Annotated in this window: 11 protein-coding genes and 1 pseudogene; 3 read left to right on the forward strand and 9 right to left on the reverse strand. The window is 46.7% G+C overall.

What is annotated here, in order from left to right; all coding sequences use genetic code 11:
• Window positions 1-22 precede the first annotated feature (22 nt).
• Entirely contained in the window at window positions 23-1,336 is a 1,314-nt protein-coding gene (gene uraA, locus V5J77_RS23010) for a uracil permease (RefSeq protein WP_338553169.1), read from the forward strand.
• 195 nt (window positions 1,337-1,531) lie between these two features.
• Window positions 1,532-1,870 (forward strand): L,D-transpeptidase, encoded by a 339-nt coding sequence (locus tag V5J77_RS23015; RefSeq protein WP_338553170.1) that lies wholly within the window; start codon window positions 1,532-1,534, stop codon window positions 1,868-1,870.
• A gap of 145 nt (window positions 1,871-2,015) precedes the next feature.
• Here V5J77_RS23015 and V5J77_RS23020 read toward each other — a convergent pair whose 3' ends face one another.
• The 9 genes and pseudogenes from V5J77_RS23020 to V5J77_RS23060 form a co-directional block, all read right to left on the reverse strand.
• The gene (locus V5J77_RS23020; RefSeq protein ID WP_338553171.1) at window positions 2,016-5,210 is read right to left on the reverse strand and encodes an S-layer homology domain-containing protein; all 3,195 of its coding nucleotides are present in this window, start codon (window positions 5,208-5,210) and stop codon (window positions 2,016-2,018) included.
• Between the two features lie 20 nt (window positions 5,211-5,230).
• On the reverse strand, window positions 5,231-6,787 hold the full coding sequence (locus V5J77_RS23025; protein ID WP_338553172.1) for a dockerin type I domain-containing protein: 1,557 nt from the start codon (window positions 6,785-6,787) through the stop codon (window positions 5,231-5,233).
• A 252-nt stretch (window positions 6,788-7,039) separates the two neighbouring features.
• Window positions 7,040-7,305, reverse strand: a pseudogene (locus V5J77_RS23030) (SDR family oxidoreductase); the annotation flags it as partial.
• Window positions 7,306-7,637: 332 nt separating this feature from the next.
• Window positions 7,638-8,105: a DUF600 domain-containing protein gene (locus V5J77_RS23035; RefSeq protein WP_338553173.1), complete on the reverse strand. Its 468-nt coding sequence runs from the start codon at window positions 8,103-8,105 to the stop codon at window positions 7,638-7,640.
• Between the two features lie 422 nt (window positions 8,106-8,527).
• Complete coding sequence (locus V5J77_RS23040) at window positions 8,528-8,911, reverse strand: immunity 22 family protein (RefSeq protein WP_338553174.1); 384 nt, start codon at window positions 8,909-8,911, stop codon at window positions 8,528-8,530.
• A 459-nt stretch (window positions 8,912-9,370) separates the two neighbouring features.
• Window positions 9,371-9,838 carry an SMI1/KNR4 family protein gene (locus V5J77_RS23045; RefSeq protein WP_338553175.1) on the reverse strand — a complete coding sequence of 156 codons (468 nt, stop codon included), beginning with the start codon at window positions 9,836-9,838 and terminating at the stop codon, window positions 9,371-9,373.
• 189 nt (window positions 9,839-10,027) lie between these two features.
• A complete protein-coding gene (locus V5J77_RS23050) occupies window positions 10,028-10,477 on the reverse strand; it encodes an SMI1/KNR4 family protein (RefSeq protein WP_338553176.1) in 450 nt (149 codons plus the stop codon).
• A 21-nt stretch (window positions 10,478-10,498) separates the two neighbouring features.
• Window positions 10,499-12,652 (reverse strand): HNH endonuclease, encoded by a 2,154-nt coding sequence (locus V5J77_RS23055; RefSeq protein WP_338553177.1) that lies wholly within the window; start codon window positions 12,650-12,652, stop codon window positions 10,499-10,501.
• A 358-nt stretch (window positions 12,653-13,010) separates the two neighbouring features.
• Entirely contained in the window at window positions 13,011-13,439 is a 429-nt protein-coding gene (locus V5J77_RS23060; protein ID WP_338553178.1) for a MerR family transcriptional regulator, read from the reverse strand.
• 197 nt (window positions 13,440-13,636) lie between these two features.
• On the opposite strand from V5J77_RS23060, the gene V5J77_RS23065 reads away from it, so the two are divergent.
• Window positions 13,637-14,791: an S-layer homology domain-containing protein gene (locus V5J77_RS23065; protein ID WP_338553179.1), complete on the forward strand. Its 1,155-nt coding sequence runs from the start codon at window positions 13,637-13,639 to the stop codon at window positions 14,789-14,791.
• Window positions 14,792-14,794 lie beyond the last annotated feature (3 nt).

The raw sequence follows: 14,794 nt of genomic DNA on the forward strand, positions 1-14,794 counted from the left end.
TGATGGGGAGGATCACTGGTTTATGGAAAAGCGTAGTACAATTGGAATTATGGATCGCCCTCCGCTAGGGCAGAGCCTTATGCTGAGCTTGCAGCATCTATTCGCCATGTTTGGCTCCACCGTACTCGTGCCGAATTTGCTTGGCGTCGATCCGGCTGTCTGCCTGCTGATGAATGGAATCGGCACCTTGCTTTATTTATGGATTTGCAAAGGCAAAATTCCCGCCTACCTCGGTTCAAGCTTTGCTTTTATCGCTCCTGCGGGAGCCGTTATTGGCGAGCATGCTGCCGGAGAGAGCGGCAATTATGCGGCGGCACTGGGCGGTTTTATCGCCGCAGGCGTTATTTTCACACTTGTTGCCTTAATTATTCATTATGCGGGAACGGGCTGGATTAACGTCGTTTTCCCTCCTGCGGCGATGGGCGCGATTGTAGCGATTATCGGACTGGAGCTCATTCCGGTTGCAGCGAAGATGGCTGGCTGGATTATGCCGGATCAATACCCGGACCCTGCGAGCTGGAAAATGGACGGTGCCACGGTTGCTTTATCAACGATTACGCTTGGCATAACCGTGTTCGGCTCCGTGCTGTTCCGCGGTTTTATGAAAATCATTCCGATTCTAATCGGAATTGTGTCTGGTTATGTCATTGCCTATTGTATGGGCATGACCGACTTTTCCGGTGTAGGGAAGAGCGGCTGGCTGCAAGCTCCTGAGTTTACGCTGCCCATCTTCCAGTGGGCCGCTATTCTTGCCATCGCTCCGGCCGCACTCGTCGTTATTGCCGAGCATATCGGCCATCTGGTCGTAACGAGCAATATCGTGGAGAAGGATTTGTCGAAGGACCCGGGGCTGAGCCGCTCTATGCTGGGTAACGGGATTTCCACAATGATTTCCGGCCTTGTCGGCTCCACGCCGAATACAACCTACGGTGAAAACATCGGCGTACTCGCAATCACGAAGGTTTATTCGACCTTTGTCATTGGCGGCGCTGCCGTCATCGCCATTGCGCTCTCTTTTTCAGGAAAATTCTCGGCGCTCATTTCGGGCATTCCGACTCCTGTCATGGGCGGCGTCTCCCTGCTTCTGTTCGGCGTTATTGCTGCATCCGGCTTTCGGATGCTTGTCGAATCAAAGGTTGACTACAGCAAGCCGACTAATCTGTTTTTGACGACCGTCGTAATGGTAACTGGACTCAGCGGCGTCACCATCAAGCTAGGCGATTTCGCCATCTCCGGCATGGCGCTTGCGACAGTCGTAGCGATTTTGCTAAGCCTGCTGTTCAAGCTGTTTGATGTGCTGAAGCTGTCCAACGATCACGAGACGGCCGGGCACTAGACGCTACATGAAGGCTCTATTTAACGGCTGATCATGCTTAATGCTTCGTATCCCATGAACTATAAAATGACGCACAAACTAACCATAGTTTGATGCGTCATTTTTACTGTAACAACAAGAGCTTATAGAGGAGAAATGCCTAACGCCCTCTACTCCACTTTTACATAGGATAAAAGCAGAGGAGGGAAGCCTTGTATGCCTTCATACCGCATTATCGTTGATCTATCTGACCGCAGGCTGTATTTGCTCGATGGCAATACGGTCGTAAACGCCTATCCTGTTGGCATCGGTAAAATGCTGACGCAATCGCCGCTAGGCGAATTTACGATTATAAATAAACAAGCCAATCCCGGCGGGCCGTTTGGCGCTTTCTGGATGGGCTTGTCCAAGCCGCATTACGGCATTCATGGCAACAATGATCCTGCATCTATCGGTCGTATGGTTTCGCATGGCTGCATCCGCATGTACAATGACGACGTTGTTGCGCTCGCCCATTTGGTTCCGATTAATACCCGCGTGACCATTCGGGAGTAGCGGCTGGCATACTCTGCCCCAAGCCTAAGTACTTAAATCAAAACAAAACAAGACAAGACGCAATGATTGGGCGTCTTGTCTTGTTTTGTTTTATCTTAAACGTAGCTACGAAATAGTAGCTTCACTAAATGGTGCGTCTGTTGCCCTAATTATTGCCGAGAGACTGCTCTCCTCCACCAGAACTCCGGGTAGAGCGGTGCTCTGTGGATGCCTCCTGAATGTGTCCGAACGCCCAGTGACTTGTCGGAACGTCCTTCCAAGCGGCTTCCTCACCCGTGAGCGGACCACGCTCCAGCACGCGATTAAGAATAACGACCGCCTCTGCGCGCGTCAGCGAGTCGTTTGGACGGAACAGACCGCTTCCAGAACCGGACATGATGCCAGCTGCGCTTACTCGTCCGATAGCTTCAACTGCCCAGTGGCTGTTCGTATCCTTGAACGACGCCTTGGCATCGCCCGCCGACGCTTTGTCTTTCAGCAAACGATCGACGATTACAGCCATTTCTGCGCGGGTAATCAGCTTCTCCGGCATGAAGCGGCCATCAGAGCCCTGCATGTAGCCCTGAGCCGTCGCTTGCGTGATCGCCTGCTTCGCCCATGCAGCTGATGGTAGATCGGTGTAAGATGCACCGGCCGCTACTGTAGCCATTTTCGGCAACGCTCTGGCTAGCAGCGCCGCCATTTCCACCCGGCGAACTGCTTGATTCGGACGGAATGTGCCGTCGCTATACCCTTGAATATAAGCTGTATGAGACAAGCTATCTTCGTTTAGTTTCACGATGGAGAAGGTGCTGAACTTAGTGATGGTAAACCGAATGCCTGGCTTGTCCGTTCCATTATAGCCTACCCGTTCACCCTTCACCCATTCCTTCGTACCGTCGCTGTGTTCGATGAAAACGCCCAGCTTCTCAAGCTCCGCACTCGGCAACTCCTCGCCTACCGGCAGCTCCAGCGTCACTTTGCGGCTGCTCATATTCGTCTCGATCGTCATCGGCCGACCAATTAGCTGCAAGCCGTCCGCCGCGGCTAACTGGAGAAGTATTGGCTCACCTTTAATGCGCTCTTCCACCTGCTTGCGTTCGACCACTGCCTTGATCGGTACGATATGGAAAAACACTTCCTCCTGCAAGCCTTGCAATGAGCCGCTCGGAATGAGAATGCCACCATTGTTAGTCCAGATTTGCAAATCAATGCCTTGCGCGGCAAACTGCTTCGCAGCCTCTGCCTGCAGCTTGACATTCAAATCGGATACCTCATCCTTCTCATCAGGAATGACGATTCTCGCTGTAGACGAGCCGGTTTCCTTCAATTGCTTAACCGCCTGCTCCGCCTGTACCAACGACAGTGTTACTTCGTCTTTTTTGCGGCCGTCCGCAAGGGTCGTTCTTACGATAGTCGTGGTAGCAACTACGCCGCCCTTGCCGCTGCCGTCACTGACATCAACTTTAATTTGCTCCGTCGATGTTGAAGTAGAGGCTTCACCACCGCCACTGCCACCGCCTCCCGAAATCGGCGCCGTCGGTATCGCTGCTTGCGAGGCTGCGGACGAATCGGACATTCCCGCAGCATTCTGAGCAACAGCCTTGAAGGTATAGGACGTGCCGTTCGTCAACCCAGTAACGACGGCCGACAATTGGTCACCGCCAACTGTAACAGAGATGTCACCAGGAGTAGATGTCACAATATAGTTGTCTACCGGAGCCTCGCTCACATTGGCTGGCGCACCCAAGGTGACTTGTACTTGCCCATTGCCTGATGCAACCGCCAGAATAGCTGGGGCCAGAGGCTTCGCTACCGGGCGGACCGTGCCAATTAGTGGTGACGAATCTCCAACAACGTTTACCGCGTAGATACGAATCGTGTACGTTGTTCCGTTAGACAAGTTATCAAAGCTTGCGCTGTACAGGCTCTCGCCGCTTTCCGGCACTTCCTTCACTGAGACGATTGCGTTGTTTAGCACCGCTTCGATGCGGTACTTCAAAATCGACTCTCCGACCGTATCGGTCGGCTTTGCAAAGGAGATGACTGCCGTCCCACTGCCTGGTACGGCATCGAAATTAGTCGGCGCTTTAGGCAGCGGCACAGGAGCGACAGCTTCTGAAGCCGGGCTCAGAACGGATTCGCCGGCAAGGTTGACCGTCTTGACCGCAAACACGTAAGATGTGCCGTTAATAAGTCCTTCTGCGGTATAGGCATTAGTGTCAACATTTGCAGCTATCTCCACCCAATCGGCGACATTGTCTGGACCTGCTTCTCCTTCATAAATGTATACCTTATACGTCTCCGCCATCGGCACAGCCGGCCAAGCCAGCATGATCTTGCTATCTCCGGAGGTAGCCGCAACCGATGCTGGAGCTGCTGGAGGAATCACTACAGATAACCTGCCGCTTGCGAAAGTCTTGTTCATCTCCACAGCATGCACATCTGTAAACGTCAGCTCCCGCACGTCGTTCGGCATCTCGACAGTTAGCTCGTGATCGCCGATTGGCGCATCATCTGCAACTGCGAAATTTATTGTGAACAAAGTTTGGGCATCCTGTGAAGCCGGAATCGGATTGTCTCCGCCCGTAACATCCAGCCAAGTAACAAATAACCAACCTTCGGCATTGTTATAGTGCGACAGCAAGCCTTGTCCCTCAATTCCATTGTAGCTCATCACTTGTGGATCGAACTTGATCCGTATGCCGTAGGAGGCTATCGCTTTATCAAGCGTCACCGCCTTCACTGGCACGGAGACGATGCCTTCCTCCCCTGCCTTGATAGATGCCGAACCGATTGCAATGGCCGCATTTCCTGATGGAGACACGGTCACCTTCCCATGCACAAGATCGGCAGATACCGGCTCGACATCCTCATAAAGCTGACCCTGAACGAGCGTCAGGGCAGAGTCGCCTGCTGGCGCGCCTTCCTTGATCTTGAATCGCAGCGTGAACAGCTCGCTGGAGTCTTCGATAAAACCGGTAAGCGTTAGCTTTAGCTTCAGACTCCCGGTAGTTGCTGTGTCTACGATCAGCTGCGCATTAGAGTCGATTGCCTTAATCAGCCCGCTAATGGCTGCTTCCTCTCCTGACACCGGCTCCAGGACGTTCGGATCGTAATGAATCGCAACGTCCGAGCGGTAGACATATAGATCAGAGCTATACGAGTCGAAGAAAACCGGCACATCAATATAAGCACCCGGCGCTCCGGCCACCGTGCCGACACGCACGGATGGCGTACCCGACGGGGCAGCGGACGCTTTCGGGAGCGCCGGCAGCAGCAACGCCAGCACCAGCAGCAAAGCAAGGAGTGCGCTGAACTTGCCGCGCAGTCCAGATCGGTTAGTATAAGAATAGTCCAATATGTTCACCTCAACGTTTCTTAGGTTGCATTGCCCATATAAATGTTCATAATCAAGGCAGCATCCGTTTCGTTCACTTCACCATCTTCATTCATGTCAAGTGCTTCAAGCTGATCTGCCGTCAGTGTAATTTTCCCTTTTAAATACTTGGTGATGAGCAGTGCGTCAGCAGGCGTTACGGCACCGTCCCCATTGGCGTCTCCCTTCAGCCCTATGACAAGCTCCACCTTGCCGGAAGTCTCGGAATAAGCGCCACCGTTATCCCCGGCTAACCATTCGAAGAAGGTCGTGCCTCCCCAAGCTGCATCGGGCGTGAATGCCAGGTCGCTCAACGAGGCTACAGGAATTGCTTGTCCCGCTTGAACAGGAATCCCTGCAAGGCTCAGCGTTCCGTGAGCTGGCAGCGTGACGATGCGAATCCCCTTCATCGCATGGCCGTTCGGATCGGAATAATGGTTCAGGAAATCCGAACCGTTCAATGTAATGGCCTTGCCCTGCTTGCCGCGTTTCATGAAGGAGCCGGCGGTCGGGGGATCGTTCAGCTCGGCGGTCAAGCTCAGCACCCGATTAAAGGTGCCCGTGTCATCTAGATTAAGAACGACAATACGATTTTGAGCCGCATCCGTCACATACAGCTTATTGTCAGGGCCAATGGCAAGGGCATGCGGCTCGCTGATTCCGTAATCGTCGGTCAGGTTGAGCCAAGACTGCAGCGTCGGCCGATTGTAGTAGGATGCGCCGTTATATGAAGCACGCGAGATTTTCGTCTTGTTTACAACCACGTAAAACATCTGGCCAACAAAATCTATGGCAATTTCCCCGGTCGAGGAGCCTTCCTCTGGAAACATGTTAAAGACGGATTCCAGAGAGACAAAGTAGCCTCCAGATTCCCATACCTTACCATCCGAATGAAGTGCAAAGCCTAGCTCTCCTGGTCCGGTGCTGCCTCTGCTCGATCCGTTCAAATTCAAATTAAGAGTAGCAGTTGAATTAACCAGGCCATATGTAGTAGGGTAATAGCTGGTTATTCCATAGCTTTCGAAATGAAAGCTGGCTTCCTTATAGACTTGCTGAGTGTTCGTGTTAGTTCTTTGCCTAACGATAAGACTTTTAATGTTCATAAGCTTCGGATAGTTATCGACAGCGGTGACCATCTTAGAAATTAATTCAATGGGAGAGTCCATCGCCTCTCCGTTATACTTGACTAGTGGCAGTGTCTCTCCATCACGGTTAAATGCATGCAAGCTCGCATTCAAGCCGGATTCGGCTGCGTAAATATTGCCGACTTCATCGACAGCGACTGCTGTCGGATTGTTGACGGAAAGTATCAAATTGGCCAGCCCATTCATATCCGCCCGAATGACCCGGTTATTGCCGGTGTCGGCAATGTACATTTCCGTTATTCCATTGTAAGTATAAAACTTGATATCTTGCGGCGAATTAAGATTCAGGGGAGCAACTGAGGCATGCGCCTCTTGTAGCGGCAGCACCAATGCAGCCAATAAAGCAAAGCCCATCATGACCACAATAGCCCTTCTGGTCCATTCCCTCACCCTTTTTGTTCCTCTAGATAGCATCTCGAACTGTTCTCCTCCTTGAGCCATCAATTTGATGGTATTTGTCAAACAGTGTAGCACCGCGCACTTAACAAACGCTTAAACGTTGCTGCTGTTGGCTCACAGGCGGTAAACGACTCCTGGTTAATCGCGTTCTTCAGCAAAAACCTTTCCCATTACTTGATAAGACTTTCTTAATGTTGCGCGTTTATTTTGGAGCTGCTTCAACACAAACATAGAAAGCGTAAAAGGTTTCAACGAAATTCCCAGCACGCCAGCCTCCGCCGTTACAACCGTGCCGTTAACGAAGCTTGTATCATTAGAAGGGAGGAACAAGGCAACCTTTGTGATTTCCTCATACTCGCCTGACGCAGGTTGAGGCCCATTCCCACCATTGCACGCGAAGCTCCGAATGCATTAGGCTCGGTTAGAGACGCCGCAATATTCGTTTTCACACCGCCTAGCGCCATCGCATTGCAGCGAATGCCGAAATTCGCATATTGGAACCCGATATTTTTCGTAAGGCCGACCACAGCATACGAAAGCAAAAATAACAAAAAACAGGTTAATCATGGTGGTATCTATCCATAATCAACCTGTTCAATGTAACGTATTAGCGTTATTTGGGGTATAAACGTACAGCGTTGCCGTCCGAATAGTTTTTTGGTAAATACACCGTTTCTTTAACTACTCCAGCACCAGCAATATTTGCATATCCGCATCTCATGCCTTCGACTTTATTTACTGTAATTTTAGGAATTTGTCCGTTTATGATAGCTTGTTCTATAAAAAAGAAACCACAACACGGGCGGATAGCTCGCATTGTGGCATTGCTGGTTGTATTGTACGATTTTGTCGCTGGGGTTGTAAACTATAATTTTCCGCCCACTTCTTCGAACCAATCATCAAATATATGACTAGATAATTTTTCAGGATCATTTGTATATTTTATCTCGTAACTGTACTGAGCATCTAATTTGTTCTTAGATACATCATAAGTCAATTTCATCTCTGTAGGCATTTCCATATTATTTTTTTTGCACAAATCACTAATTTCACGGAGATTTTTATTTAAAATGTTAAGTAAAGTAACTTGTCTTTCTTTCGAAATATTATAAACAGGTCTTGAATTACTATCAGTGTCTGATACTGCATCATTAACCTTATGTTTTTTAACAAAAAAATTGTTAATTTGATAAAATACATCTGTACTAAATTGTCCAAATTCATTAGAACCGTATATATATATCATATCTGCCTTATTGCTCACATACTCAAGACAAATTGACACCATATCTGCTTGTAGTTCTGAAAAATAATCTTCAAATACTTTTGTCATAATCCAATCTCCTTTTAATTTATTAAATCGAAAACTTTTAGCTCACCATCTATTGTGTAGGTTACATTAAAGCCAGACGGTCGAAGCGAATCCCCATCATATTTTATTTCTACGTCAACAGTTGGCTAATCCCCCGTGCCTTGGAAGTCATTGCATACAGAGAGGCTCGATTCAAACGTTGCGATGTCTCACGGTTCAAATTAGAAAAACCTCAAGAAAGCGAACATTACAACGAACAGGTCAATTATGGTAGTATCTGACCATAATCGACCTGTTTATTGTAACGGCATAGCATTATTTAGGTTATAAATTCAAGCATTGAAGTACGTACTAACGAAATCATGAAATCTTCATACGGGTATTACATAGGTTAAGTGTGTTACTGGTTGAATGATAGGTTTATTCGGCACTGGGTAGCCTCATTATTGATATTTTACCGTCCCTAAAAATCTCAGGTAATTGGAGTGAATTGTAGCTTCTATAATTTCCCCAGTATACTTAAAGTTATAAAGTAAAACTACTGCATTAATATCATTTGGAAGCTCTTCCTGCACTAGCGCATCAAATCTCGGTACAATTTCGTCATCAGAAAATCCTTCAAGTAATTGATTCAGGTCATTACTTACTTCTTCATAATATTCTGCTTCTCTTACCGCATCATCATATCTACGAATCTCAAAGTGTTTAGCAAATATAGACGGAATAAAATCCCCTTCATCTGAATAAGAAACAACAAGTAATCTATCTAGTTCCTCGGAAGATTGAACATTCCCTACCCACAGAGATACGAATCCTTCCTTTTCCATGTTTTAAGCCTCCTCTAAGGTTTTAATCCATCAGGCAGAACATCTACCCCACCTTCAAATCTATAATTCGCCCAATTTTGTAATCTTCTTTTAAACATATCATAATCAGTAGACGAATCAATAATTTCTAACAATTCATTATGTGCTTTTGTTGAACCTTTCCCACCATGTTTGAAATAACTCGTCATAGTAGCTCAAACGACTTAATATTCGCTCATACGTTTGCGTTACACTCGCCTTTAACTCAAATTTTTCTTCCCTTTACATTTATTTCTTCCCAAATTCAATCGACTCCGTTGCCGTCCGAATAGAGACGTTTCCTCTTTGATTTTCAAACCTTTAGGCATTCATCAGCAACTTGTTTCCTACTCAAAAAAATGCCTATTCCAGCTTAAATTGCACGATGGAATAGGCATTTTGAATTACTATTAAAATGAGAAAAAAATTTATATATTTTAATTATAGTTTTGAAATAAACTCACTAAATGTATCTGCTACAAAGTATGTTACCGGTTCTAATTCGCCTGACTCTTCATGGTTCCAAACACATACACTTGGATTTTCTCTATCCTTCCTAAAATCCAAACAAACAAAATCGCCTGCAAACAAAACAACAATTGGCAAAATATCTGCACCAATTAACTCTTCATTATCAGTTAATCTATCTTCAAGTTGTGTTAGTGTAACATCTATATCATACATACCTAATCTATTTTCTCTAGGTGTTTGAAGTAAACATAGAAAGCGATCTATTGCATATTCACGTCCATTACATTCAAAAGCTCCTTCTAGCGTTCTTCCTCCATTATTTTCCTTTAAAAAATCAATAAAATCCTTTGGAAGTTTTACTCGCCAGAACTTTTCTTTTCTCTCAAACAACTCATCAATTGGCAATGGATAAATGATAGTCGCTTTATCTATTTCCACAAAAATACCTCCCACTACTTAATTCATTACAGGAACGGCTCTTTTTAGGAATTTGTCCGTTTATGATAGCTTGTTCTATAAAAAAGAAACCACAACACGGGCGGATAGCTCGCATTGTGGCATTGTTGGTTGTATTCTACGGTGTAGTTGCTAAGATATAAACCGAGTTAATTTTATGGGTTAAACGAATTATTCTTCATTATCATCGTATAGGGAGTTCAAAAATTCATTAAGATCATTTGCAAGAAAGAACATATTACTCATATCATCTGGATTATCAGATTCTTGCTCGTGATCCCAAAAATATATATTACTGTAGTATTTTTCGTTTAATCCCAAACAAATCACGTTTCCCGAAGGATCATTTCCAATGGGAATAAACCCCAAAGGAAGTCTACCTTCATAAATATCGATATATTCTTCTAAGTTACTATACATGTCCCCAATACCATAAAAAATATTAAGCACTCCTTCTCCTTGCTCATCAGAAATTTTGAACATGCTTGGTGAAGGATCGCCTCCATTCGATTCTAATAAAAAATTTTTATATTGTTCAGGTAATCTCAAATTAAGCTTCTGCTGGAATTCATTAATTTCTTCTAATGTAATAGGCTGATGTGAGCCATCCATTTGTACCATTAATTACACCCCTTAATTATTTTATTCATTACCTTTTCCATTAACTTTTGATATCCCGCCACTATGGGTGAATTCAGCATGTACCTTTTCTTCGACTAAAATCATTGTCTTACCATCTTGATGGTGATGCCAAGTATACCCTCCAGGTGATTTATTAGGCTTAGTTACAGGAGGATTAGAGTCCTTACTCAAACGTGCCTCCAGATTTGCTGCTTTATAATCTGCTGGTCTATTTGTTGGTGAAGCGAATGTAATTTCTACGGGCCCAACAGTCGGGTGATAGTACTCTGAAAAGTCGGGATACCCATCTGGATAACTCACAGATTGCCCTTTCTTATTTGTATACGTCCATGTTCCATTTTCATCAATTGAAATACTCCCGCCTTTATCATACCACTTTTTAGGGACAGGTGAATTCATCGGTTTGGTTTCCAATATTTCTTTAGTTAAATCCGACAGTTCTAACCTCTTACCTTTACCCGTCCCCTCAGCCTCTCGCTTCAGCCGATCCATCTCTTCCAAATACCGCTTCTGCACGTCTGTTTTTGGAAGTTCAATTATCGACTTGTTGTTAGGAAAAGAGTCCATGAATTGGAACCCCTCAGGGGTCACAAGCTGATTGCCAAAGCCTAATCCACGACCATTTCCTGCACCCTCCGGTTTGACCGCTGGACTTTTCGGAACCGTTGGTTCAATTCCTCCTGGTGCCTTTACTTTAACCGAAAACAATAAGCCGAGCACTCCGATTACATCCTGCACATGCTCCTTGGAATTTGGATTTTCCGGTGCAAACGCTCCTTGCACCATCCCCGTTAGACCCAGGCTCAAATAATCCAAATAGGCAGACACCGACTCATTCCGATTCGCCGTTCGATCTTCATGTTCCTTCCATAGCGCCCCAGGTACACTGATCAAGCCCATTGTCGCGTTGTTAAAAAAATCATAGACGGAGTCGTTACTTTTGTTCGCTCGTTCTACATGAGCATTATATAAATCCGTTCCCACTTCAGCTATGCTATTTCCGGTTTGCTTAATCGCAGCCCATTCCACTGATGCTTGGTTTTTTATCACGCTCCAGTAGATCTCAAGGCTTTGCATCGCATCCTGCCCAAACTTCTCCAGCATGCCCGGCTTTTCCTCGACGACAACTTCCTTTGGCGGGGGATCGTATTTGCTTAATGCCTGCATGCTCTGCAAAATCGTCAGCACGTTCAGCAGCCCGCTTTTCACTTGCCCCTGCTGGACATCCGTTACTAATCCGCCCGCAGCGTCTCGTATCGTTTGCTGCAACGCATGAATTTCCTTCAGCTGCACCCTCGCCAGTTCACCCGTCGGACCCGGCGTTTGCGCCATCATCACCATAAAGAGATAACGTGCGTTGTCCGGCAGCGGCACCCGTGTCGTCAGGTCCCCTTCCAGCGCAAACGATGGATCATAGTCACACGCCAGCAGCGGCACCTGCTTAAAGTAGCTCGTCATATTCACATTTGGGGCAAAATAGCTCTCTGCTACACCAAGCGCCTTCAGCTTCTCTCGGCTAATCTCCGCCTGCTTGTGCATCTCCGCCATCAGCAGATGGTTTCCGAACTGCTTGTACACCGCATACGCCGTCTGCGCCTTCGCAATCAGATCACGCTCCGCGAAGATCGCCTCCAGCTTCATTTCCGCGTCCAGCTTCTCTGCTGCTGTCGCGCCTTGCAGGCCTGCGACCCGCCGCAGCTCCTTCACCAACGGGTCACTCGACCAGCGGTCTCGGCTCACTTGCGGCAAGATTCGGTCGATTAGATTCGTCACCATCGGACGGAAGGTGACGGGCACGGGCGTGTAGCTGCCGCCGCCTGTCGTCCCTACCCGCTTCAACAGGTCAAAACGCTCCAGCCCGCTCAGCCCCTTCGCCAGCTGCTTCGCTTCCTGCGCCGCTTCCGCCTGCACACGCTCGATGCCCTTCAGCGCTTTGCTGATCACCTCCGTCATCTGCTCCGCTTCCTGCGTCAAGCCCGTCAACTGCCTCTGAATCTGCTCCAGGCTGCTCAGCATCGGCAAAGAGCGATCCCAGCTTGCGATCTTTCCGCTCACCCGCCGTCGCAGCTCATCCGTGTCCGCTCCGATTCGCACCATCTGCTGCTGCAGGCGCCTCACTTCATCCGGTTTAAATATGACCTGCTTTCCGGCCATTTCACTCCTCCTCTCCCACTCGTTCTATCTCCCCTTGCCTTGGAAATCATTGCCCACTGAGAAATACTTCTTTCTTATATGAAATATAAGAACTTTATTTTCAAATAATTACCTTACTCATTATCACATTTAAATACCTAATTTACCACATATTCTTGTGTATATTGTACGGGATAATCATTTTCAAACACAGTCCTTGTCGTTTAAAAGAGAGAATTAACAAGAATTATTAACTATACCCGCGCAAAATTCAATTCGATTTCATGTATGTATAAATTTGAGAACCGTCAGTAGCTCTGAACCTCGTTTTATGTGCTCCCTCCTTTTCTACCCTATCCATGCTGCCAAAAACAATTCCTCACTGCTCCAACGAAGTGATTTTCAGCTTGTCATCAATAAAGTCCAGCACCTGCTGCAAATCCGCTATTTGCCGCTGAATATGCTGCTTATGGTTCAGCATTAATTGCACCAGCTCGGGATAATCCGACGGGATATTGATGAAGGACACACCTATAAACGGTCTTATTTCGTCTAGCGACATACCTGTTTTTTTCAAGCAAACGAGCATTTTCATCGTTTCAATATCCTTTACCCGGTAAAAACGATGGGTGTTGTTTTTACGCTCCGCCCGCGGCAAAACGCCGATCTTCTCATAATAACGAATCGTATCCTCCGACAAGCCGCTTTGTTCCGCCGCTTCTTTAATCGTGTAGATGCTCTCACTATCTTGTACCCTCTTTATTTCCAGCGTAGCTTTTCCTTCCTGTACTTCCTTTGCTTCCGACATCTCGCTTCCCCCTGTTTCAACCTAGATATAAAGAGCGTAACAAGGTTTCGGGGAAATTACCAGTTCATAAGCTGAGGTGCAATCCCTAAGGTAAAACCTTACAAAAAATCACTTTTCAACCGATAATACTTTTTAGAAAGCTCCGTTTAAGGGATTATATTCACAAAAAAATAAAAATAAGAAGGACTGAGATACACATGTCTATATTCCGTCGGACGTTCATTTGTCTTCTGTTGGTTTCAAGCCTGCTTGGGGGAAGCATCGTTAATGCCGATACGAGCCTACCTAGTGCTAGTGATCACTGGTCAGATACGTTGAAGCAATGGGCCAGCGAAAATGGCATCATTGAGGGGTATTCGGATGGAAGCTTCCAGCCGGATAAGCTTATAAGCGAGGCTGAGTTTTTGAAAGTATTGTATGAGGCGTTCGATAATGGGTTGTTGAGGAACGCTGAGACGGATGGGACCATTAAAAGCAGGATAGACACGCTTTATAAATTTGCAAAAGAGTGGAACCATCCCGTTGTCGGGACAGCCTCGTCAAAGCTTCGTACAAAGCCTATCACCTATGCACAAGCGGCTGCGATTATTGCCTCGGCCAATGGCGTACACTTTGAGGGACAAAATAACCTCATCTATCTAATTGGACATGGCATGGTTCACAGTGATTCCGCTTCGCTGTCTACCTTTAAATCCGATTCTCCTTTGACAAGGGCTGAAGCGATTCAATGGATCAGGCAGTTGACGGTTGCAGGAATGATGAGTATACAGGAGCGTCCAAAATCCCTATCCAAACGCAGCATGCTGCCGAGTTTGGTGAATGCACCAAAGCCTTTGCCCCTATTCAGCACGCAGCCATTAGCCAAGGATGACTTTGATTTAATCGGAAGCGATACTCAATCCGTGCTGAAATTATGGGATTCGAAAGCTTCTGTCGATGCACGGTTTGGAAAACCTCAGGGCATCTCTTTTGGACTGAGCCCGTATCCTTCCTTCTCGGTTAAATACAATAAAGTTGATCTGATAGGCCTTTGGTCTATCTCTAATGATGATGAATATACGGACACTAATCAGAACTTCTCTACCAGCAAAGGCATAATAGTCGGGAAAAGCACATTAAGGGATGTCCTTCTGCAATATGGAACAGCGGGGTATTTAAGCCCAGGCAGAGCATACCTCTTTTATGAGCAGGCGGAGGATGAAAGCTATTTTTCGCTTGATCCATTTTTCCAGGATACTCCCATTAATAATAGAAACCAAACCTATGGCTTCGCCTTCTTCTTCGATGAAGAAACATTAAAAGTCGATCTCATCATGTCTTTTTGGCTGCCTGTAGTCAGTGGGGAGAATTAATAA

Origin of the sequence: Paenibacillus sp. KS-LC4 (assembly GCF_036894955.1) — a bacterium.
Lineage (GTDB): Bacteria > Bacillota > Bacilli > Paenibacillales > Paenibacillaceae > Pristimantibacillus.

Bases quoted from the DNA above. Each gene is read 5' to 3' on its own strand.
- V5J77_RS23060 (WP_338553178.1), bottom strand. From the start codon at position 13,439: ATGTCGGAAGCAAAGGAAGTACAGGAAGGAAAAGCTACGCTGGAAATA.
- V5J77_RS23065 (WP_338553179.1), top strand. From the start codon at position 13,637: ATGTCTATATTCCGTCGGACGTTCATTTGTCTTCTGTTGGTTTCAAGC.
- V5J77_RS23040 (WP_338553174.1), bottom strand. From the start codon at position 8,911: ATGGAAAAGGAAGGATTCGTATCTCTGTGGGTAGGGAATGTTCAATCT.
- V5J77_RS23050 (WP_338553176.1), bottom strand. From the start codon at position 10,477: ATGGTACAAATGGATGGCTCACATCAGCCTATTACATTAGAAGAAATT.
- V5J77_RS23025 (WP_338553172.1), bottom strand. From the start codon at position 6,787: ATGCTATCTAGAGGAACAAAAAGGGTGAGGGAATGGACCAGAAGGGCT.
- V5J77_RS23055 (WP_338553177.1), bottom strand. From the start codon at position 12,652: ATGGCCGGAAAGCAGGTCATATTTAAACCGGATGAAGTGAGGCGCCTG.
- V5J77_RS23015 (WP_338553170.1), top strand. From the start codon at position 1,532: ATGCCTTCATACCGCATTATCGTTGATCTATCTGACCGCAGGCTGTAT.
- uraA (WP_338553169.1), top strand. From the start codon at position 23: ATGGAAAAGCGTAGTACAATTGGAATTATGGATCGCCCTCCGCTAGGG.
- V5J77_RS23035 (WP_338553173.1), bottom strand. From the start codon at position 8,105: ATGACAAAAGTATTTGAAGATTATTTTTCAGAACTACAAGCAGATATG.